At 37.2% G+C, this 20367-nt stretch carries 20 protein-coding genes; 12 read left to right on the forward strand and 8 right to left on the reverse strand.

Features of this window, described 5'->3' with window-relative positions; all coding sequences use genetic code 11:
• Together AC4MRQ_RS02855 and AC4MRQ_RS02860 are read right to left on the reverse strand one after the other, a co-directional pair.
• Positions 1 to 1095 (reverse strand): Nif3-like dinuclear metal center hexameric protein, encoded by a 1095-nt coding sequence (locus AC4MRQ_RS02855; RefSeq protein WP_491196129.1) that lies wholly within the window; start codon positions 1093 to 1095, stop codon positions 1 to 3.
• 7 nt (positions 1096 to 1102) lie between these two features.
• Positions 1103 to 1441, reverse strand: a complete 339-nt coding sequence (locus tag AC4MRQ_RS02860) for a MerR family transcriptional regulator (protein ID WP_491196130.1) — start codon at positions 1439 to 1441, stop codon at positions 1103 to 1105.
• Positions 1442 to 1656: 215 nt separating this feature from the next.
• On the opposite strand from AC4MRQ_RS02860, the gene AC4MRQ_RS02865 reads away from it, so the two are divergent.
• The gene (locus AC4MRQ_RS02865; RefSeq protein WP_491196131.1) at positions 1657 to 2178 is read left to right on the forward strand and encodes a CvpA family protein; all 522 of its coding nucleotides are present in this window, start codon (positions 1657 to 1659) and stop codon (positions 2176 to 2178) included.
• A gap of 12 nt (positions 2179 to 2190) precedes the next feature.
• Here the strand turns inward: AC4MRQ_RS02865 and AC4MRQ_RS02870 are convergent, their stop codons facing one another.
• Positions 2191 to 5166: a hybrid sensor histidine kinase/response regulator gene (locus AC4MRQ_RS02870; RefSeq protein WP_491196132.1), complete on the reverse strand. Its 2976-nt coding sequence runs from the start codon at positions 5164 to 5166 to the stop codon at positions 2191 to 2193.
• Positions 5167 to 5408: 242 nt separating this feature from the next.
• Here AC4MRQ_RS02870 and rsgA point away from each other — a divergent pair, with 242 nt between their 5' ends.
• The 6 genes from rsgA to AC4MRQ_RS02900 all read left to right on the forward strand — a co-directional run bounded on the left by rsgA (position 5409) and on the right by AC4MRQ_RS02900 (position 12567).
• Entirely contained in the window at positions 5409 to 6338 is a 930-nt protein-coding gene (gene rsgA / locus AC4MRQ_RS02875) for a ribosome small subunit-dependent GTPase A (protein ID WP_491196133.1), read from the forward strand.
• Between the two features lie 24 nt (positions 6339 to 6362).
• Positions 6363 to 9167, forward strand: a complete 2805-nt coding sequence (locus AC4MRQ_RS02880) for a response regulator (RefSeq protein WP_491196134.1) — start codon at positions 6363 to 6365, stop codon at positions 9165 to 9167.
• 59 nt (positions 9168 to 9226) lie between these two features.
• A complete protein-coding gene (locus AC4MRQ_RS02885; RefSeq protein WP_491196135.1) occupies positions 9227 to 10381 on the forward strand; it encodes a sensor histidine kinase in 1155 nt (384 codons plus the stop codon).
• Positions 10382 to 10481: 100 nt separating this feature from the next.
• Positions 10482 to 11033 carry a YceD family protein gene (locus AC4MRQ_RS02890; RefSeq protein WP_491196136.1) on the forward strand — a complete coding sequence of 184 codons (552 nt, stop codon included), beginning with the start codon at positions 10482 to 10484 and terminating at the stop codon, positions 11031 to 11033.
• Between the two features lie 8 nt (positions 11034 to 11041).
• The gene (rpmF, locus tag AC4MRQ_RS02895; protein ID WP_212188993.1) at positions 11042 to 11227 is read left to right on the forward strand and encodes a 50S ribosomal protein L32; all 186 of its coding nucleotides are present in this window, start codon (positions 11042 to 11044) and stop codon (positions 11225 to 11227) included.
• 326 nt (positions 11228 to 11553) lie between these two features.
• Positions 11554 to 12567 carry a beta-ketoacyl-ACP synthase III gene (locus tag AC4MRQ_RS02900; RefSeq protein WP_491196137.1) on the forward strand — a complete coding sequence of 338 codons (1014 nt, stop codon included), beginning with the start codon at positions 11554 to 11556 and terminating at the stop codon, positions 12565 to 12567.
• A gap of 104 nt (positions 12568 to 12671) precedes the next feature.
• Here AC4MRQ_RS02900 and AC4MRQ_RS02905 read toward each other — a convergent pair whose 3' ends face one another.
• From AC4MRQ_RS02905 to AC4MRQ_RS02925, 5 genes are all read right to left on the reverse strand, one after another.
• A complete protein-coding gene (locus AC4MRQ_RS02905; RefSeq protein WP_491196138.1) occupies positions 12672 to 13160 on the reverse strand; it encodes a DUF4252 domain-containing protein in 489 nt (162 codons plus the stop codon).
• Positions 13161 to 13234: 74 nt separating this feature from the next.
• On the reverse strand, positions 13235 to 14728 hold the full coding sequence (locus AC4MRQ_RS02910; RefSeq protein ID WP_491196139.1) for a PspC domain-containing protein: 1494 nt from the start codon (positions 14726 to 14728) through the stop codon (positions 13235 to 13237).
• Positions 14729 to 14762: 34 nt separating this feature from the next.
• A complete protein-coding gene (locus AC4MRQ_RS02915) occupies positions 14763 to 15740 on the reverse strand; it encodes a PspC domain-containing protein (protein ID WP_491196140.1) in 978 nt (325 codons plus the stop codon).
• A complete protein-coding gene (locus tag AC4MRQ_RS02920) occupies positions 15737 to 16081 on the reverse strand; it encodes a PadR family transcriptional regulator (protein WP_491196141.1) in 345 nt (114 codons plus the stop codon). The genes AC4MRQ_RS02915 and AC4MRQ_RS02920 overlap by 4 nt, the downstream gene beginning before the upstream one ends.
• Before the next feature lie 26 nt (positions 16082 to 16107).
• A complete protein-coding gene (locus tag AC4MRQ_RS02925) occupies positions 16108 to 16338 on the reverse strand; it encodes a hypothetical protein (protein ID WP_491196142.1) in 231 nt (76 codons plus the stop codon).
• Between the two features lie 249 nt (positions 16339 to 16587).
• On the opposite strand from AC4MRQ_RS02925, the gene AC4MRQ_RS02930 reads away from it, so the two are divergent.
• The 5 genes from AC4MRQ_RS02930 (at position 16588) to arsB (ending at position 20288) form a co-directional block, all read left to right on the forward strand.
• Entirely contained in the window at positions 16588 to 17034 is a 447-nt protein-coding gene (locus tag AC4MRQ_RS02930; protein ID WP_491196143.1) for a YqaA family protein, read from the forward strand.
• Positions 17035 to 17155: 121 nt separating this feature from the next.
• On the forward strand, positions 17156 to 18241 hold the full coding sequence (trpS, locus tag AC4MRQ_RS02935) for a tryptophan--tRNA ligase (RefSeq protein WP_491196144.1): 1086 nt from the start codon (positions 17156 to 17158) through the stop codon (positions 18239 to 18241).
• Between the two features lie 214 nt (positions 18242 to 18455).
• Positions 18456 to 18794 (forward strand): ArsR/SmtB family transcription factor, encoded by a 339-nt coding sequence (locus AC4MRQ_RS02940; protein ID WP_491196145.1) that lies wholly within the window; start codon positions 18456 to 18458, stop codon positions 18792 to 18794.
• A gap of 18 nt (positions 18795 to 18812) precedes the next feature.
• Positions 18813 to 19229 carry an arsenate reductase ArsC gene (locus AC4MRQ_RS02945; protein ID WP_491196146.1) on the forward strand — a complete coding sequence of 139 codons (417 nt, stop codon included), beginning with the start codon at positions 18813 to 18815 and terminating at the stop codon, positions 19227 to 19229.
• A gap of 27 nt (positions 19230 to 19256) precedes the next feature.
• Entirely contained in the window at positions 19257 to 20288 is a 1032-nt protein-coding gene (gene arsB, locus AC4MRQ_RS02950; RefSeq protein ID WP_491196147.1) for an ACR3 family arsenite efflux transporter, read from the forward strand.
• The last annotated feature ends 79 nt before the right edge of the window (positions 20289 to 20367 follow it).

Below are 20367 nucleotides of genomic sequence, written 5' to 3' on the forward strand. Positions count from 1 at the left end.
TTATAAATAATTTACGGGATTGGTATTCACGTTTGATAAATGGATTGCAAAATTAGAGAATTTTTTTGTAAGTATCTCAAAAAAAACTTCTTTAGTGTATTGTTCACTCTCAAAATGTCCAATATCAGCAATTAAAATCCGACCTTCGGCATCAGCAAACTGATGATATTTAAAATCGCCTGTTACAAATACATCGGCTTTTTCAGCTATTGCTTTGCCAAGTAAGAAACTGCCTGAACCGCCACATAAAGCCACTCTTTTCACAGGCTTATTTAATAATTCAGTGTAGCGAACACAGGCAGTATTAAAAGTGCTTTTCAGTTGATTTAGAAAAGTGGCTTCGTCAATTTCATTAGGTAAATCACCTACCATACCTATACCTGTTGTAGGCCAATCATTAGCTAAAGGATACAAATCGTATGCAACTTCCTCATAGGGGTGAGCCATTATTAAAGCACTTACTACTTTGTTCTTTAGGTAGGCCGGTAAGATCGTTTCAACCCGAATTTCTTTTTCGGTATGGATTTGACCTTTTTTGCCAACAAAAGGATTCGTGTTATCGCCACCTCTGAAAGTTCCTTCACCGTTTAAGTTGTAACTGCAAGCATCATAATTACCAATCTGTCCGGCACCGGCATTAAAAATTGCATCACGAACCATATCTGCATGTTCATTGGGAACAAACGTTACAAGTTTTAACAGGCTTTCTTTTTTAGGCGATAGGATTTTGCAATTTTCCAATCCGAGCTTTTCGCACATCTTACCACTTACACCATTTAATACGGAGTCGGCATTGGTGTGCGAAGCGTATAAAGCAATGTTATTTTGTATTGCTTTGATAATAATCCGTTCGGTGGCATTGCGACCATTGATCTTCTTTATTCCTGAAAGCATTATAGGATGATGAGCTACAACCAGGTTACAATTTAATTCAATGGCTTCATCAATTACTTTTTCTGTAATATCAAGGGTGATGAGTACTCCTTTGGCATTATCATTAGCATTACCAACCAATAAACCAACATTGTCAAAATCCTCTTTCAGGGCACTTGGAGCAAATTGCTCAAGCTCATTAATTATTTCTTGAATTTGCACGATTATCTTATTCTATATTGTCACGAATTTCCACCAATAACTCCCTGATATCTTTCAGTTTTGACACTACTTCGAAATTGTTGACAGTGTCATCGTGATTCTCTTTCAGCTTTTTTTGGGCACCTTTCAGGGTCATACCTTTTTCTTTAACAAGGTGAAAGATGAGGTGAAAATTCTCAACATCCTTTGGAGTGAACAGACGATTACCTTTTTTGTTTTTGTGCGGTTTAATGATGTCAAACTCCTTCTCCCAAAAACGGATGAGCGAAGTATTAACTTTAAACATATCGGCAACCTCACCGATGGAATAAAAGAGTCTTTCTACTTTTTGCTCCTTATAAGGCATAATATCTTAATTATCTATTTTAAATCAGGAAAAGATGTAACACAATATTAGCGGTATTTTGGCGAAAAGCCAAATACTAACAAGTGAGCAAGTCTAAGAATAAAGGCGTTTACAGATTAAATTTCGACAACACATATCTTAATCATCGAATCTTTTTTTACTTTTAAACCATTATAAGAATGAGGAACCGGGGTATTCCTGCTAAGTAAAGCAACATGAATTATTTTGATATTGTAGCTGGTATTCTGCTGATACTGGCAGTTGTCAAGGGGTTTAAGAATGGATTGATTATTGAATTAGCATCCCTTGCAGCATTGGTTTTAGGCCTGTTTGGAGCAATACAGTTCAGCAGCATAACTGAATCTTATCTGATTGATTATATTGACTCTTCATATATTGGCATTGCAGCTTTTATTATTACCTTTATATTAATTGTTATTGGGGTTCACCTGATAGCTAAAGCTGTTGACAAATTGGTATCAGCTATTGCACTGGGGATGGTTAACCGGGTGTTAGGCGCAATTTTTAGTTTACTCAAATATGCATTTATCATTAGTGTTATATTAGCAATATTAGGAAGTTTTGAAAGGACCTATAATGTAATTCCTGAGGATCAAAAAGAGTCGTCTCACCTATATGCTCCTTTGAAGTCAATTGCACCTTCCATTTTTCCTTATCTGCAATTTGAGGATGTTCGCAGCCAGATAGATAATGCTAAAAAGGGAATTGATATTTAATCAGGCCAAATGTCAGTTAACTTTTGAGCCACTCAAGGAGTCATTAAAGGCATGCAATAGCTCATCATTATCAATAGGTTTTTCGAAAACATAACTGAACCCCATTTCAAGATAATTTTCCTTGTCTTCGTTAGATAGTGTGCGGCTGGTCTGTCCAATAAAAGGAACATAAATACCCATTTGTCTGATACCAGGAATAAAACCTTTCAGCTCAAGTCCTGGCATTTCTAAATCCATTAACACAATGTGAATGTCATTACGTTTCAGCAATAGTTCGCGCGCTGAATTTTGAGTTCTGGCCGAGATTAATGTTATTCTTGTGCGCTCCAGAGCTTTTCGCATTTGCAACTGAGCTGTACTGGTCGCATCAATCAGCAACATCATTTTATTTGTCCAGGTATAATTAGCTGGTCTGATTACTTTCTGTGCGATTGCATTGGCAGAAGGTTTGGTTCCATTTACTTTTGGTTTTGTGAGCATAGGAAGCGTAAAGAAAAACTCAGAACCAGTTTCAGGCTCCGATATCAGACCAATGTTACCACCATGCGCATCAACAAGCCGTTTGCAAATCGATAAGCCAAGCCCGGTTCCACCATAATTTTTTGAGGTGCTTTCATCGGCTTGGCGGAATGGTTCAAAGATAAAGGATTGCTTTTCAGGAGCGATACCAATGCCTGTGTCGCGCACATAAAAGCGAACTTTACTCTCTTCAATTGTGTAACCAAATTCAATAAATCCTTTCTGAGTGAATTTAAAAGCATTACCCAGAAGGTTAATAAATATCTGCCTTAAACGGCGATGATCACACGCTATATACAGTGATTCTTTATTATCAGGAAGATTGAGATAGAACTTTAAATGAGTTTTTTGGTCGATGGCCATTCGTTTTTCAAACAGTAAATGGACTTCATTAAGTAGCTTAATAACATCAAAATCTTCTTTGACAAGGGTCAGCTCGCCACTCTCAATTTTAGCAAGGTCAACAATGTCATTAATCAGTTCCATCAGGTTTTCGGAACTTTTATTAACTATATCGACGTACTCAATTTTTTCTTCATCTGAGATGTTTTCTTCTTTAAGTAAATTGGTAAATCCAACTATTGCATTTAATGGTGTCCTGATTTCATGGCTCATATTAGCCAAAAATGCCGATTTAAGTTTGTCAGCACCAATAGCTTTTTCTTTTGCAATAACGAGTTCCTGTTCCGCTTTCTTCTTCTGAGTATAATCCCGACCTACGATCAGGAGTGATGAAATTTGAGCTTTATTAGTTTCTGGTGTTATTGTCCAGTCAAATGCTCTAATGTTATCTTTAAAACGGTATTCAAGTTCAACATTATTTGGAATGGCTGAACTAATAACCTCATTTATTTTAGACCCTAAACCATCGATTAATTCTTTAGGCAGTTCATTGATTTGATTAAGGAGGTTGCCAACGCATTCCGCTTCTTCCAGATCAAAATCATTTAAGAAAGCAGGATTGCAATACAATAAAATACCATTGTGATCAATGCGAAGTATGTGGTCAGGTGAGTTTTCAGTTAAAGCTCTGTATTTCTGTTCGTTGTTTTTAAGTGATACTTCGTTGTTCTTTCGTTTGGTTATGTTGTGAATAGAAGCATAATAATGAAGGTTACCATCCAGATTTAAAGTCGTGACATATACCTCAGCATGAACAATTTCTTTCTTTTTGTTGATAAGCTGTGTATCCCCTTTATAATCATCACCATTTTTAACCTGGCTGATGACTTCTGTAAATCCATCGTAATATTCCTTGGAAGGGAATATGGCCTCAATGTGGAGGTTAAATATTTCTTCTTGCGTATAATGAAGCATTTCGCATGCCGACGCATTTCCATACATCAGTTTCATCTGATCATTGATGATAAAAATACCATCAATGGTGGCTTCAATTAATTTTCGGTTTCGCTCTTCGCTTTCACGTAAATGGTCCTCGGTCTTCTTCACGTGCGTGATGTCTTCTCCTATAATGAGGAAGGTGTCTTCTCCTGTATATTGCGGAGCCGGAGTACCAAGTACGCGAATGATAAATTCCTCATTATGTTTGCCCTTCATGTGAGCCTCAAGCGTGCCAATACCATTAGTTTTGATATCCTGATAAAATTGATGAATCTTATCTAAGTCTTGTTTCCCTTCGTAGTAAAGATCGGCCAATGGCTGTCCGATTAACTCTTCTCTTGAATAACCGGATTGAAACAGTGTTGCATCATTAACGTATTCTATGATGCGATTTCGTATAAGGAGAATACCAACAGGCGCAGAGCTTAATATGTTTTGAAGGAAGCGTTCTTTATCGGCTAATTCTTTGTTAACCTTTAATATTTCGGCGTGATTCTTCCTGATCTCTTCAGAAGTAGATTCTCTTTCAAAAGTATGGCCAATGAGTCGGGCGGCCATGTGTAATAAATCTGTTTCGTGTGGCAACCACTCACGTTTGAAGCTGCACTCATCAAAACCTATGAAACCATAAAAAGAGTTCTTTACCCAAAGTGGATAAACTAATATCGATACTATTCCCTGGTTTGAAAGTGGTTCATGAACTTCTTCCGGAAGGTTTTTAATGTCAGATGCAATGATTTGCCCCTCTTCAGTTAAAAGATGGCGCCATTCTTTAAAATCATTATATGACAAATTTTGGAGTGTATCTTTGACAGATTCAACACCTTCACTGCACCACTCGTAGGTATTAGAGAAATATTCTGTGTTTTTGTGATTCTCAAATATGTAGATACGACTTACATCAGCGAAATCGCCTAAGATGTTAAGAGTGTGTTGGATTTTATTCTCTATTGGTTGATCAGAAGATAGTTCAGTCGAGAGATATAAAGGCAGGTAACCCGATGATATGGGTTCTTCTTGTTCATTAGGTCTGAAAGGTAAACCCCAAACACCTTGATACATACGATTTATCATGCGTTTGAGTCTGCTGTTTTCAGCTTTTATTGCCTTTATCTCGTTTTTATCCACTTTAAATTCATGATTTCCAAGAGGAAAGATCCACCTAGTTCAATAAGTACAAAAATAGCTTTTTTACATTGTATAAATACATTCATTACTAAAGGAAATTCGCTTGTTCATGTAAAAAACTAAGCTATTAATAAAATAATCTAACAAACTCAGGACTTATTGCAAGAAGAAATGCGGAAAGATTCTGTTGATAATACGTTTTTTTAAATTCAATCGTTTATTTTTGAAGAAAATGTTTTTGGATGGAGCAAAATAACGGGTTAGTCATTAAGTCAACTGGTAGTAGGTATACGGTTCTCACCGAGGGTGGAGAATTAGTAATCTGCAGAATTAGAGGAAAGATACGGCTTCAAGGAATTAAGAGTACTAACCCGGTATCGGTAGGTGATCGTGTTGTGTTTGATGCAGAACCCAATGGAGAAGGGGTGATATCAGAAATAAAAGAACGTCGGAACTATATAATTCGAAAAGCGACAAACCTATCCAAGGAATCACATATCATTGCCGCTAATGTTGATCAGGCAGTGTTGATTATCACCATAAATTACCCAATGACGTCTCGAGTATTTGTTGATCGTTTTATTGCTGCTTCAGAGGCCTACGGTATACCTGTTACGCTCGTATTTAATAAAACAGACCGGTATGACGAAAAACATTTACAAATATTGAATGAATGGCGCGAACTTTACGAAGGCATTGGCTATAAGACGCTCGCTGTATCTGCAAAAAAGCAAGAAGACCTAAGTGAAATAGAAACTTTACTAAAGGATAAAATTAGTGTTTTAAGCGGCCATTCAGGTGTTGGTAAATCTACATTGATCAACAGAGTTGAGCCTGGCTTGAATTTAAAGACAGCTGAAATCTCAGCTATTCATCAATCAGGAAAGCATACCACGACATTCGCCGAAATGCACGCGTTAAGTTTTGGTGGATATATCATCGATACACCTGGTATAAGAGGGTTTGGTCTGATTCATATTGAAAAAGAAGAGTTATACCATTATTTTAAAGAGATCTTTAAATACGCAAAAGACTGTCGTTTTAATAATTGTACACATTATAGTGAACCTGGTTGTTCGGTTAAGGAAGCTGTTGAAGATGGAAAAATAGCCTATTCACGTTACGAAAGCTATCTGAGTATTTTACTAAACAGAAATGAAAAGTACAGGTAGTATCTGATGATTTAATTATAGGCAATGAAGAAAGCTTTTATCATAGCGTTTATCAGTATTGCATTTTTAATAGCGTCAAATATCTATTACTATTTTGATACCTACAAGTGGCAATCGAATACACAAAAAGATATTCTGCTCAAGCAGTCTTTGATGGTTCGCGATAGGCTAGAGCAATTTGCCAATAAAACAAATACCGGAATTTCAATTTTAATTTCCCAGAAGGAACTTGACAGTCTTTTTGTCTCTAAAGGTCATTCTATTGAAGTCCAAAAACGTCTTGAATTGCTTTATAATGGTTTTAGTGAGCGATTAAATGAGATTGTTGTTTATGATACAAAAGGAAATTCATTTGAACTAAAAAAGAGTGAAGGAGGTTCGTTTGTTTCCGCTTTCAGTAATGCTGAAATAATGCATGTCAAATTACCTAAGGTGCTAATAAACCCTTATGGTACTCGGATCATTTATATTCAACCCCTTGCACCCGAAGATGAGATTATAGGGTATGTCAAGTTTGATATGGATTTGAATAAGTTCTTCGGTTCTGTGTTTTACAATTTTAATGTTGAGAATATTAATTTTCAGTGGGTGCTTAAACCTAATGGAGAAGTAGTATATAATACCTTAAACGAAGAATGGTTTTATACGGAAATTGAAGATCTTGAAACTGAAATCGGTCATCAGGATTGGTTCTCCAGAGTCCATAGAATTAGTATTGGCGACGAAGAGATAAAGGTACTGACAATGTTTAGTAAGTTAAGTTTCAATGGAGCCGGTTACTACCTTGCATTTTCTATACCTCAAAAAATTATTACGTCATCAATTGCCAGATACACCTTTATGGTTGGAGGGATCTCTTTATTTATTATTTGTCTGATTATTGTGTTTTTTACGGTTCTTCAACGGCGTTATGATGAGGACGAAAAGACCTTAAAAGCTTCGGAACAGGCACTGAGGAAAATGGTGTATTACATGCCGGTTGGCGTGGTGTTAATTGATGATGGCAATAGGATTCATCAGGTTAACCGATCTGCGCTGAAGTTATTCGCATTTGATGATGAGGATCAATTAGTTGGACGCCTGGCAAACGATGAAGTTCTATTTGAAAATAAGATAAGGTTAGACAAAACGACCTATTCTGCTCACTCTAATAAGTTCATTCTAAAAAGTAAAAGTAACGAAGAGTCGGTTATTCTGCACGAGCAGATTCCTTTTTATTTGCTGCGCGAGAAGTATACAATTCGTGTTTTTATGGAAGTGTCTTCGCTTGAAAATGAAAGGAAAACAGAAGAGATGGCTCATAAGGCCAAATCAACATTTATAGCCAATATTAGTCATGAGTTACGCACACCATTAAATGGAATTATTGGGATGACTGATATCTTATTGTCTTCGGAAAAGGACGATAATGATCTCAAGCTTTTAAATGTTGTGAAACGATCGGCTGATACACTTCTGGCTCTGATTAATGATATTCTTGATTTCTCAAAAATGGAATCAGGACGATTTGAGATTGAGGCTATTTCATTTGATTTATATGAAGAAATTGAAAGTACTATACAATCGTTCAAATCGAGGGCTGCAGATAAAGGACTGAAATTAACCTGGACATCGTTAATGGGATTGCCTCGGAACTATTTGGGTGATCAGATAAGAATTCGTCAGGTTTTGAATAATTTGATTAGCAATGCGATTAAATTTACCGATAAAGGCCGAATTCATTTAAGTGTAAAGCAAATTAGGGGAGTCAATGGTTCTCCGGCCATATTATTTTCCTTAAAAGATACTGGTATTGGCATTCGACAGGAAAAGTTGGATACCATCTTTAGTCCGTTTTCACAAGAGGATGAAAGCACCACTCGAAAGTATGGAGGAAGCGGACTTGGTATTACCATCTCAAAGCAGTTGGTTGACATGATGGGTGGAGAAATTTGGGTCAATAGTCCATCTGGCATATCAGAATCTAAACAGTTTCCAGGAGCTGAATTTGCATTTACCATTCCATATAAAGCAAAAACCCATACTAAGCACTATAATTATAATCATATTACCACTTTAGATAAAGTGAGGGCTTTTGTTATTTCAGATGAACCATTGCAGGTTAGGACATTAATGAAAAATCTTGATTCGCTCAGGGTGGATTATAAAGTATTCCCACCATCTAACGAATCGATAGATATTATCCGAACTGATAATAAACACCATCTGTTGATTATTGATCACCGTCCTGACTTTAATGGTCTGGAATTTATGCAGGACATTTATAATACCAGGCTTCATAAACGGATTCCGATTATAATGCAGAGTTCGGACTTTGAGCCTTCAAATACATCATTAGCAAAGCGTCTTGGAGTGGATGTTTATCTGCGTAAACCTGTTGAATTGAAAAACCTCGAAGCCAGAATAAAGAGCTTTTTCCCAAATATTCAGGAGAGAAAAACATTGTTGAGTGAATTAGGAAATAAGCAATCATTAAAAGTGTTAGTTGCTGAAGACAATGTTCTCAACCAGAGAGTGGCTAAAAACTTGTTTGGTAAAATTGGTCACAAAATAGATATCGCAAATAATGGATATGAAGCTGTCATAAAAATGCGAAAGAATAAATATGATATTGTATTTATGGATGTTCTGATGCCGCAAATGAATGGTATTGAAGCTCTTCAAAAAATGCGCAAAGACGGTGGTGATTGTCCGGTGATTGCAATGACAGCAAGTGTTGATGAGTCAGAACGCGATCGTATTCTTAAAGCAGGCATGGATGATTTTATAACAAAACCAACCAAGGTTGACGACTTATCACGTATGTTAGCTAAATGGTGCAAGGTTTGATAAGTAGCACGAAAAATAAATATGGTGATTATGCGTTGTGTTGATATAAATAGTTAAAAATGAGTTTTTATACACACAAGCGCATTTGGAAGCTTTTTCTTTTGATTGGGGCCATAACAATTGGTTTTTTCACCTTGATATATACTGACGATTTAACAAATGAACTGAAAGAGGAGGAGCGCAAGAGTGTCGAGATTTGGATACAGGCCATTAAGCAAATTACACAAAGTGGAGCAGGCGAAGATGAGTTAGGACTTACTCTTGAAGTCATCAGTCAAAACACGACAATTCCCATTATTATAATAGAAGCGGACTCATCAATCAATTCTCATCGCAATATTAAATTGCCAAAGGGTAGGGAAGATGCAGTTTTGGAAGCCGAGTTAAAGAGGCTAATGAAGCAAGGTGATCCATTGATTATCGATTTAGGTGGAGATGAATTGCAATACCTGTATTATGATGATTCCGTGTTAATAAAAAAGCTTGAATGGTTTCCGATAATTCAGCTTTCAATTGTGGCTCTGTTTATTTTTATCGCTTATATTGCCTTTAATGGTGCACGGAAAGCCGAACAGGATCAGGTTTGGGTTGGTATGTCAAAAGAAACTGCTCATCAATTGGGAACGCCAACATCTTCTTTGTTGGGATGGGTTGATCTGTTAAAGTTAAAAGATGAGAATCAGGATATTGCACAAGAACTGGAAAAGGATGTTGAACGCTTGCAGGTCATTACAGATCGTTTCTCAAAAATTGGTTCTAAACCTGAGTTAACAGAACAGCCTTTAATTCTAACAATTGAAGAAATTATTGATTATTTACGTCGACGTACTGCATCAAACATTGATATTGATTTAGAGGTTGGAGATGTTCCTTATTTAATGGTGAAAGTTAATAAAGTACTTTTTCAATGGGTCATAGAAAATTTATGTAAGAATGCTGTTGATGCCATTAAAGGAGAAGGTAATATTTTGATAAAAATTCACCGCAATAATGGTCATGTAAATATAGATGTAAAGGATACCGGCAAAGGTATTCAGCGAAGTCAGTTTAAAACCATTTTTAAACCTGGCTATACCACCAAGCTTCGTGGTTGGGGACTAGGTTTGTCTTTAGCTAAACGAATAGTTGAAGGATATCATGGAGGGAAACTCTTTGTCAAAGAATCAGAAATAGATGTTGGTACAACATTCAGGATTACACTTCCAAAAGCCTGATGGTTTTCAACTTATTGGATATTAATAAGGAAAAAAAACTCCTTTTCTTTTCTTACATTGGTTTATTTTATACTTTTGCACAGTTTTTAGAAAGGGAAAAGTGGACAGATTGAGAAACTACGGTATCCCATTCAAGGGATTGAAAGAAGGTAAGCACTTGTTTAAGTATGAAATAGGAGCTGAATTCTTTGGATTGTTTGTGCAGCCATTGATTGAAAAAGGGGTGTTAAAGGCTGAAGTGGAGTTAAATAAAAGCTCAGCACTATTAACATTAAACTTTAATATTGGAGGTGAAGTAGAAACCGTTTGTGATAACTGTTTGGAAGCTTTGACTCTTCCGGTTGTAAACGAATCGCTGATGTACGTTAAATTTGGCGAGGAGTATGATGAACCAACAGAAGAGATCATAGTTTTACCTCACGAAGAACACGAAATCAATGTAGCACAGTTGATATACGAGTTTATTTGTGTGGCATTGCCAATCAGGCATGTTCATCCCGAAGATGAAAATGGCAACGTAACCTGCAATACTGAAATGATGAATCAGCTGAATAATTATTTAGTTGAAGAGGGAACTGAGGAGGAGCAGGACGATGATATAGATCCGCGATGGGCGGCTCTGAAAAAATTAGTAGATAAATCAAGTAAATAGGTTGAAAAATGGCACATCCTAAACGAAAGATCTCGAAAACGAGAAGAGACAAGAGAAGAACGCACTACAAAGCAGTAGCACCTGCATTGGGAGTATGTTCAAACTGTGGCGCTACTGTAAAGTTGCATACAGTTTGTGGTGAGTGCGGTTATTACCGTGGAAAATTAGCTGTAGAAAAAGAAGTGACAGCATAGTTTATTGAATCCGCATTCAATAAAATTTGCCCTCAAAGAAATTTGAGGGCAAATTTTGTTTAAGGGCAATAAAACTGATAATATTTGTTTACAATAACTGTTTTCTTACTTTTGTATTCGCCCTAAATAAGTGTTAATTAATATACTTCGTTGATATTAGTTGCTTAAGGACAGATGGGATTGAGTAAATGGTATGTGTGGTACTGTTTACAAGTTATTGAATAAATGGAGACAAGAAAAAGATAATTCAGGAGTGAGTAGTAATTTTTTGAAGGTTTCCGATCTGCTGTTGTGCCTTGATGTGAACAGCAAAAAATGAAAGTCAAATGAAAAAAACCAGTGCAGTAATTACAGCCATTGGAGGTCACGCTCCTGATTATATCCTTGATAATCATGAGTTGAGTACAATGGTTGATACCACCGACGAGTGGATTATGACCCGTGTGGGAATTAAAGAGCGTCATATTCAGAAAGGCGAAGGCCTGGGTGCTTCGGACATGGGAGTAGAGGCCATTAAAGAGATATTTGAAAAAACCGGTGTTACGCCAGATGAGATTGATTTGGTAATCTGTACAACGGTGACACCTGATCATCCGTTTCCTGCCACAGCTAACATTATTGCAGATAAGTGTGGTATAAAAAATGGACATGGTTTTGACTTAAATGGAGCATGTTCAGGTTTCTTATATGGTTTAGATACAGCAACTCGTTTTATTGAATCCGGGGCAAAAAAGAAAGTAATTGTTGTATGTGCTGAGAAAATGTCATCTATTGTTGATTACACGGACCGAACTACTTGTGTGTTGTTCGGTGATGCAGCAGCAGCTGTTTTGGTTGAGCCAACTGAGGAGGAAATAGGAGTTCGCGATAGTATCTTACGCAGTGATGGCTTTGGTCGCGTGCATTTGCACATGAAAGCCGGGGGATCTGTAATGCCTGCCTCGCATGAAACGGTTGATAAGAAATTGCACTCAGTATACCAGGAAGGTCAGCCTGTATTTAAAAATGCGGTTTCTAAAATGGCTGATGTATCGGTTGAGATTATGGAACGCAATAATATGACCCATGAGGATATTGCTTGGTTGATACCTCATCAGGCTAATTTGCGGATTATTGGGGCTACAGCTGACCGAATGAATTTGGCTAAAGAAAAGGTAATGATTAACATTGAGCGATATGGTAATACCACTTCGGCTACTATTCCTTTATGTTTGTGGGAATGGGAGAAACAGCTCAAGAAGGGTGACAATATTGTTATAGCATCATTTGGTGCAGGTTTTACCTGGGGAGCAATGTACTTGAAGTGGGGTTATGATGGAGAAAAATATGCTAAAAAATAAGGCTGTTGGTTTTTAGCTAACTGCTAATAAAAGAATAAGGATCGCATCTTTACATTCATCATTTGAATAAAGATGCGATCCTTTTTATTTCTACGAACACTTGATTACTTGTAACTATCCAGCTTTTCGGCTAGTTCGTCCACATCATCAATTTTGAAATTACCGAAGAAAGAAAGCAGAACACCATTGGTTTCACCTTGAAACAGCACATGGCATTCGTATACTTTCTTTCCTTTGCGATATATTCGAATATCAACATCCTCATCCTGATCGTCATCTTCAACCTTATCATATCGGCTTAATGGCAGGTAGCTCAGGGTTTTCTCCCTAAATGCCATTGGTTCTTCATCTTCAGGAGCTTTGTAAATTATAAGTTTAACTTCATGGAGATCGCCGGTAACATTGCTATCTGTGTCTCCATCTTCGTTATCAAAATTAAGGTTAACCGCATCCAGCATCTCCTTCGAGAATGACATCATAGTAACGCCTTTTTTCAATGCCATCTTTTCAAAAAGTCTGTCTGATGGCCGATCTTGTGCCTGAGCAGTATAGTTAAAAGCAATGATCAGGATTAATGCAATTGTCTCTTTCATATTTTAATAGGTTTTAATAATTTTAGTTTTAGGTCATGTAAATCAACCTTGTATAGATTTAATGTCTTTTTACACTAATATTCATCAATAAATCGATCCAGGTAAGGGCTCACATCAAGGTTCTTGTCGTATGGAACCTGTATATTGACATACACTTTTTGGTTTCGAACAAGAGCTTCGTTGGCAATGATGAATTTTCTATCCAAGTAAATGACAGAATCGTTTTGTACCCACTCATATTGGGTAGTTTTAGCATTGAATTCGGCATCTCTTTCATTTAAGCCTCTTGCTTTTTTATCAATGGTGATCTGAAATTTATCGCCTCTGCTGATATTGATAACCGGAGCACCTTCTACCATTAATTCACCATCCTCAGAGAAAACTTCCAAATGATCCATGTCCCATAAATACTCACGCTCACCGTTGCTGATCTCAACTTCAGACGCTTTTAGGTATATGGTTTTTGACTGGCTTGGATTTAGAGCTTGTTGTGCAGTTACAGAACCGGATTCCTCAAAGCTTTTGGCAATTCGAATTCCTGTAAAGAACACAAGAACTATTCCTGATAACCAAAGGATGAGTGCCGTCATACCTACTACTTTGCCATGACTGTTAAAACGGAATATCAATTTTAAACCAAGGTAAAGGATAACCAGGAATGGGATTCCAATAACAAGAAGGACTGCTATCATTAGTAAATTCTGATCCATGTATGAAAGGAAACGGTCGGGAACAGATGCCAGAAATTGGTTACCATCTGTTACTGCCAAACCAAGGATGGTATCTTTAAACGCAAAGAAACCAACTAATCCCATTATTGATAACACACTCCAAATAACGATGCCAACGCCTAATATTATTCCAAAAATATTGAGCAATTGATATAGGCCATTGGCCATGGCATCGCCTGTTTTATTCGCTCTTTTTTGCATACGCTTATAATTAGGTTTGTTTGTATATTCTTTAAATTTTGAGGATACTGCCTCGTATTCTTCTTTAATGTTTTTACCCATGTTTTTGAATGTGATACCACCGCGCATTTCAATGCGTTGTCCAAGCGTTTTGGCTTTTGGCATGGCAATCCATAGGATGACATAGATTAATGCGACTATTCCAAAGGACATAAAAGCCGTAACGACCGCAATGATCCGGAATACTAATGGATCAACATCCAGATAAGCACCTAATCCGGCACAAACACCACCTAAGAGACGGTCATCAGGATCCCGAAAAAGCGATTTCTTACCAACGTAAGTGGTAGAAGATTGACTTTGGCTTTTTCCTGAGTCTGAATTACCTTCGGCATCTTCTTCATCAATAATCTCAGCAGGTTCACCAATAGTATGTATAATTTCTTCAACAGCGTCCAGTTGGATCGTGCATCCCTGGCATTTATATTGAAATAGTTCGGCAATTCGCGCTTCAATATCTGCAATAACCTCTTGAGCCTCTTCGGTACTTCCTAACCGGCTTTTAATGGTATCCAAATATTCATTCAATCTGTCATAAGCACTTTCTTCTATTTTAAAAGCTAATCCGTCCAGATTGATATTTATAGTTTTATTCATGACAGTTTAATTTCTAATGATTCGATACTTTTGATTAACAAACCAGCATAAATCCTCCAAACATCCAGAATAGTACTTTTAGAGTAAGTGCCCCTAGTAATATAAAAGCAATCAGATAAAGGATGATTTTCAGTACTGTTTTAAATATCAGTCCGATGATTAGTAAGACTAGAATCAATGTCAATGCGCCTGGGAAAAAGATGTGATTAAACGTAGGTGCTACATGATGTGTAAATCCGGTGAAAACTGCAGCCGGTCCATGAAACAAGTCTGGAAAATTGGGCATATTGAAAAGCAAGGCAGCTCCAACCACTGCTATAACAATCAGAATAGCATTTTTTTCACTTTTTGAAAAACGACTGAAAAAACTTCGTCCCTTTTTGTAAGTTGGGGATTCTTTAAAGTTTCCAAATTTTTTGCGAACTTCTTCATATTCATCACGAATGCTACGTTCAATGTTTTCAATGGTGATGCGTTCGCCTCTCATTTGTAACTTTTGCGCAGTGGTGCGGGCAGGAGGGACAGCAATCCATAGAATAACGTATATAACAGGGATACCACCCCATGTTAAAATGGTAAGCAATGCAACAATAACTCGTATCAAAAGCACATCGATGCCAAAATAGGCAGATATTCCGGCACAAACACCACCAAGTATCCGGTTATCAATATCGCGATAGAAACGGCGGGTAGGTTTTACATATATAAGTGAACTTGATGAAGTAGTTTTTTGTCCTTCTGTTTGATCACCTTCTTCGAATTGTTCCGGCTCACCCATAGTGGCAATTACTTCTTCAACCATTTCCATGGTTACGACGCCGGTTTCGCGATCGATACGCTCATTGAATATTTCGGCTACGCGGTTCTCAATATCAGAGATAATTTCATCGCCACTTTCCTGAGAACGAAAGGTTGATTCAATTTTATCCAGATAACTGCGCAAACGTGAATAAGCATCTTCATCGATGTAAAACATGTGTCCGCTTATATTTATGGTGACTGTTTTTTTCATTGTTCGGTTATTTTTTTGGTTTGATGTATCAATTCAACAGCATTAACAAGATCTTTCCAGGATGTATCCATTTCACCCAGAAAATTTCGGCCTTCATCAGTTAGGGCATAATATTTACGTGGAGGCCCCTGAGTTGACTCTTCCCAACGATAGCTGAGAAGTTTAGCATTCTTTAGTCGCGTTAATAACGGATATAGTGTTCCTTCCACAACGATCATCTTAGCTTCCTTTAATTGATTGATGATATCGGAAGCATAAGCATCGTTGTTGGATAAGATGAGCAGGATACAATACTCTAAAACTCCCTTCCGCATTTGTGCTTTTGCGTTTTCTACATTCATTCTCCCGGTTTTATAGAGTTATTATTTTATAATTTACTAATGGAGTGGCGTTTAAATAAAAATCCATCTTCCATTCTTTTAGTTCGTTTGTTTTTTGAGGTAATCTTCTTCTTGCCACATTTTTGATTTGGCTTTTTTACCTCATTAGCTTCTGGTACTTTTTCAGTCTTAACCTGTTCTTCACAGATTACTTTACATGTATCTGCTTTTGTTGATTGAGCTTTTAGGTTAATAGCGCTAAATAGAAATAAAAGCATAACGGCTGTTTTAAAGCTAGACTTGAATATGGTTACTGGTAATAACATGGTTAAAATACTATTTTAAACAATGAATTATGCATTACAAATATACATTGATAAGATGGTACTATGCAATACAAAGTACCATATTTTTTTAAATATTTTTATCAATACGTCTAAAATGTAGATTATTAGAGGGATTCAGGATATAATTTTTTTTAGTCTCTTTGCTTGTTTTTGTACATTTGCACCTGAAAATGAAGTATAATGATATTTGATCCAGGGTATTTTGCTCTCTTTCTGGCTTCTTTTTTAGCAGCCACTGTTGTTCCATTTAGTTCTGAAGCATTGCTTTCAGGAATGTTGGCAGCTGATTACAATTTGTACTGGTGTCTGGCCCTGGCAACATTAGGTAATTGGTTGGGAGGAATGAGCTCGTATGGGTTAGGTTGGTTGGGAAAAACCGAATGGATTGAGAAATACCTTAAGATTAAACATTCACAGATTGAGAAAACCAAGAAGCTTGTGTCGGGAAGAGAATTATGGATTGCTTTTTTTTGTTGGTTACCAGGGGTTGGTGATGTAATAGCTGTTATATTAGGATTGCTGAAAGTTAACTGGTTACTAGCCAGTATTGGTATGTTGATTGGGAAATTACTACGTTATATTGTTTGGGCGCTTATTAGCTTAAAAGTTATCAACTGGTTTGCCTGACAGATAAAGCAAATACTTTGAATATTAGAGGCCTTGCTTTCGAATTAAATAATTTTCAAATCATCACAATTTTCCCCATTTTTGCAGCTCTTTATTAATTGATTATAAGAAACAACGTCATATGACAACTGAAAAAGCTGAAGGAATCAGTAATGCTTCATTTGATATTGCCGTAAAAAAAAGTAATGCTTTAAAAGCGGATTTGCAAATAAACCCTGAGAAGCACAGGGTTCTTACAGGTGACAGACCAACAGGTAATTTACACATTGGCCATTACTTTGGTTCGTTACAAAACAGAGTACGCTTACAAAATTTAGGCGTAGAGACTTTTATTGTAATTGCTGACTACCAGGTATTGACAGATAGGGATGTATTCCAGGATATTTCCAGGTATGCAACAGAATTAACAATCGACTATTTAGCTTGTGGATTGGATCCACATAAATTTAATACGCACATTTTTCCACACAGCCATATCCCTGAGTTAAACCAGTTATTGGTGCCCTTTTTATCGTTAGTCTCGAACTCAGAGTTAAGTAAAAACCCAACAATTAAGGAAGAGATTCAGGCTTCTGGTCAGAATGTGATTAATGCCGGTATGTATACATATCCTGTGCATCAGGCCGCAGATATTTTATTTTGTAAGAGTGACGTTGTTCCGGTTGGTAAAGATCAGCTACCACACATTGAGTTGACACGTACAATTGCCAAACGTTTTAATAAGAGATTTAAGGCGCGTGTGTTTAGAGAACCAACAGGATTGTTAAGTGAAACACCAATGATCCTTGGTTTGGATGGCGGACAAAAAATGAGTAAGAGTCGTAATAACACCATCATGATTAAGTCAACTGAAGATGAGACCATGAAGGCCGTGAGGTCTGCAAAAACAGACTCGGAACGATTAATTACTTTCGATCCTGATAATCGCCCAGAAGTAGCTAATTTGCTTCGCATTGCTGCTTTGGCTAATGGTACTGAACCAGAAAAGATTGCCGAGGAGATTGGTGATCAGGGAGCCGGAAAGCTGAAGCAGATTGTAACGGAATCGATCAATGAACATTTCAGAGAAATTCGTCAGCGACGCACACAATTAGAGAATAATCTAGACTTTGTAAAAAGTATTCTGCGTGAAGGTATCGCGGAATCGAGAAATGTAGCTCAAAAAACATTGGAAGAAGTGAGAGCTGCAATGAATATGGATATCTAACAGACAATTGTTATAGAATAATATCAGGGGAAGTTTTGGCTTCCCCTTTTTTTATGTCCGTATGTTAAAAAATCATTAAAAAAACTCCGACGTAAAAATACGTCAAATAAATGACGTACTTTTACGTCGATATTAAGACAATATGAAATAAGGTTGATAGTGGAACTGTCACATTTAATGATTGACGGGCAAATCAACCAATAAACCTATAATAATGCCCCAGGCAAAAACAGATTTATTCGACAATCAATTACAGGAACTGGCACAGTTATTTAAAGCTCTTGCACACCCGGCGCGTCTTCAAATTCTCAAGTTTTTAGGATCACGCGATGCTTGCTTTTCGGGTGATATTACCGAGATTGTCCCCCTTGGCAGGACCACAGTTAACCAACATGTAGCTGAGTTAAAAAAGGCCGGATTAATAAAAGGTACAGCACAAGGCACTAAAACCAACTATTGCTTGAATCCGGAAGGCATTAAAAAGTTAAATCAATTGGGCCTACCTTTTCTTGATGACCTTGAATGTAAAGATTGCACACCAAAAGAATGTTAATAACTAAAATACAACACAATGAGAGTATTGATTTTATGCACCGGCAACAGTTGTCGTAGTCAAATGGCACATGGATTCTTACAGTCGTTTGATAAAAATATCGAAGTGTATTCGGCAGGAACAGAAGCATCGGGAAAATTGAATGCGAAAGCTGTTCAGGTAATGAATGAGATTGGTATTGATATCAGTCATCACACCAGTGATTCGGTTGACAAGTATCTTGGAGAAAAGTGGGATTACGTTATTACAGTTTGTGGAGGTGCTAATGAATCATGTCCTGCTTTTGTAGGTGATGTAAAGCATCGCATTCATATTGGTTTTGATGATCCGTCGCATGCAGAGGGAAGCGATGAGTTTATCATGAGCGAATTTCATCGTGTTCGTGATGAGATCAAAGAAGGGTTTTTCAAGTTTTACACTGAAAATATTAAATAAGCTGTATTAGCTTTTAGTTATAAAAAGATGACTCAGAAAAAGAAACAAATCGGATTTTTTGAGAAGTACCTCACCTTATGGGTGGCACTTTGTATCGGTGGAGGAATATTAATTGGTCACTTCTTTGGAGAGACAGTCACTATATTGAGCCAACTGGAAGTATCAGGCGTGAATATATTGGTGGCGGTCTTGGTGTGGTTGATGATTTACCCCATGATGCTGCAAGTTGATTTCTCCAGTATCAAAAATGTGGGGAAGCGTCCAAAAGGTATAATCTTAACTTTGGTGATTAATTGGTTGATCAAACCATTTACCATGGCCTTTTTCGCCTGGATATTCTTCACCAAACTTTATGCTGCATATATCGAACCTCAACTGGCCGGTGAGTATATTGCCGGGGCTATTCTGTTAGGTGCAGCACCATGCACGGCAATGGTGTTTGTTTGGTCGTATCTGACTGATGGCGATCCTAACTACACCTTGGTACAGGTATCGGTTAATGACCTGATTATTTTAATTGCCTTTGTGCCAATTGTTGGCTTTTTGCTAGGCGTAACAAATGTGACCATTCCATACGATACATTGGTTACCAGCGTTGTGGTTTTTGTGGTAGTGCCTCTGTTGGCCGGAACCCTGACCAATCGTTATCTGGTTAAGAAAAATGGAGTAAAATGGTTTACTGAAACGTTCCTGCCAAAATTTAAGCCTGTAAGTATATTTGCTTTATTGGCTACATTGGTGCTTTTATTCGCTTTCCAGGGACATAATATCACTGAGAATCCGCTAATCATTTTGTTGGTAGCTATTCCGCTGATAATCCAAACCTATTTTATCTTTTTCATTGCCTGGTTTGGAGGTCGTAAACTAAAGTTACCGCATGCTGTTTGTTCACCAGCAGCAATGATTGGAGCCAGTAACTTTTTTGAATTGGCCGTTGCTGTTGCCATCGCTTTGTTTGGTTTGCAATCGCCGGCAGCATTGGTTACCGTAGTTGGAGTACTGGTTGAAGTTCCTGTTATGTTGTCATTGGTTGCATTAGCTAATAAGTGGAAGTATTAAAAGATTATCAGTCAGTAGTCAGAAGTCGGTAGTAAAGTTGTTAAACTGGATACTACTGACTAAAAACTGCTGACTAATT

The organism is Carboxylicivirga sp., from assembly GCF_982718395.1.

What these genes read in the sequence shown, in the direction of transcription:
- AC4MRQ_RS02885 (WP_491196135.1), top strand. Translation starts at nt 9,227, where the DNA reads ATGAGTTTTTATACACACAAGCGCATTTGGAAGCTTTTTCTTTTGATT.
- trpS (WP_491196144.1), top strand. Translation starts at nt 17,156, where the DNA reads ATGACAACTGAAAAAGCTGAAGGAATCAGTAATGCTTCATTTGATATT.
- AC4MRQ_RS02860 (WP_491196130.1), bottom strand. Translation starts at nt 1,441, where the DNA reads ATGCCTTATAAGGAGCAAAAAGTAGAAAGACTCTTTTATTCCATCGGT.
- AC4MRQ_RS02945 (WP_491196146.1), top strand. Translation starts at nt 18,813, where the DNA reads ATGAGAGTATTGATTTTATGCACCGGCAACAGTTGTCGTAGTCAAATG.
- AC4MRQ_RS02905 (WP_491196138.1), bottom strand. Translation starts at nt 13,160, where the DNA reads ATGAAAGAGACAATTGCATTAATCCTGATCATTGCTTTTAACTATACT.
- AC4MRQ_RS02865 (WP_491196131.1), top strand. Translation starts at nt 1,657, where the DNA reads ATGAATTATTTTGATATTGTAGCTGGTATTCTGCTGATACTGGCAGTT.
- AC4MRQ_RS02910 (WP_491196139.1), bottom strand. Translation starts at nt 14,728, where the DNA reads ATGAATAAAACTATAAATATCAATCTGGACGGATTAGCTTTTAAAATA.
- AC4MRQ_RS02920 (WP_491196141.1), bottom strand. Translation starts at nt 16,081, where the DNA reads ATGAATGTAGAAAACGCAAAAGCACAAATGCGGAAGGGAGTTTTAGAG.
- rsgA (WP_491196133.1), top strand. Translation starts at nt 5,409, where the DNA reads ATGGAGCAAAATAACGGGTTAGTCATTAAGTCAACTGGTAGTAGGTAT.
- AC4MRQ_RS02940 (WP_491196145.1), top strand. Translation starts at nt 18,456, where the DNA reads ATGCCCCAGGCAAAAACAGATTTATTCGACAATCAATTACAGGAACTG.
- AC4MRQ_RS02880 (WP_491196134.1), top strand. Translation starts at nt 6,363, where the DNA reads ATGAAGAAAGCTTTTATCATAGCGTTTATCAGTATTGCATTTTTAATA.
- rpmF (WP_212188993.1), top strand. Translation starts at nt 11,042, where the DNA reads ATGGCACATCCTAAACGAAAGATCTCGAAAACGAGAAGAGACAAGAGA.
- AC4MRQ_RS02930 (WP_491196143.1), top strand. Translation starts at nt 16,588, where the DNA reads ATGATATTTGATCCAGGGTATTTTGCTCTCTTTCTGGCTTCTTTTTTA.
- AC4MRQ_RS02915 (WP_491196140.1), bottom strand. Translation starts at nt 15,740, where the DNA reads ATGAAAAAAACAGTCACCATAAATATAAGCGGACACATGTTTTACATC.
- arsB (WP_491196147.1), top strand. Translation starts at nt 19,257, where the DNA reads ATGACTCAGAAAAAGAAACAAATCGGATTTTTTGAGAAGTACCTCACC.
- AC4MRQ_RS02900 (WP_491196137.1), top strand. Translation starts at nt 11,554, where the DNA reads ATGAAAAAAACCAGTGCAGTAATTACAGCCATTGGAGGTCACGCTCCT.
- AC4MRQ_RS02925 (WP_491196142.1), bottom strand. Translation starts at nt 16,338, where the DNA reads ATGCTTTTATTTCTATTTAGCGCTATTAACCTAAAAGCTCAATCAACA.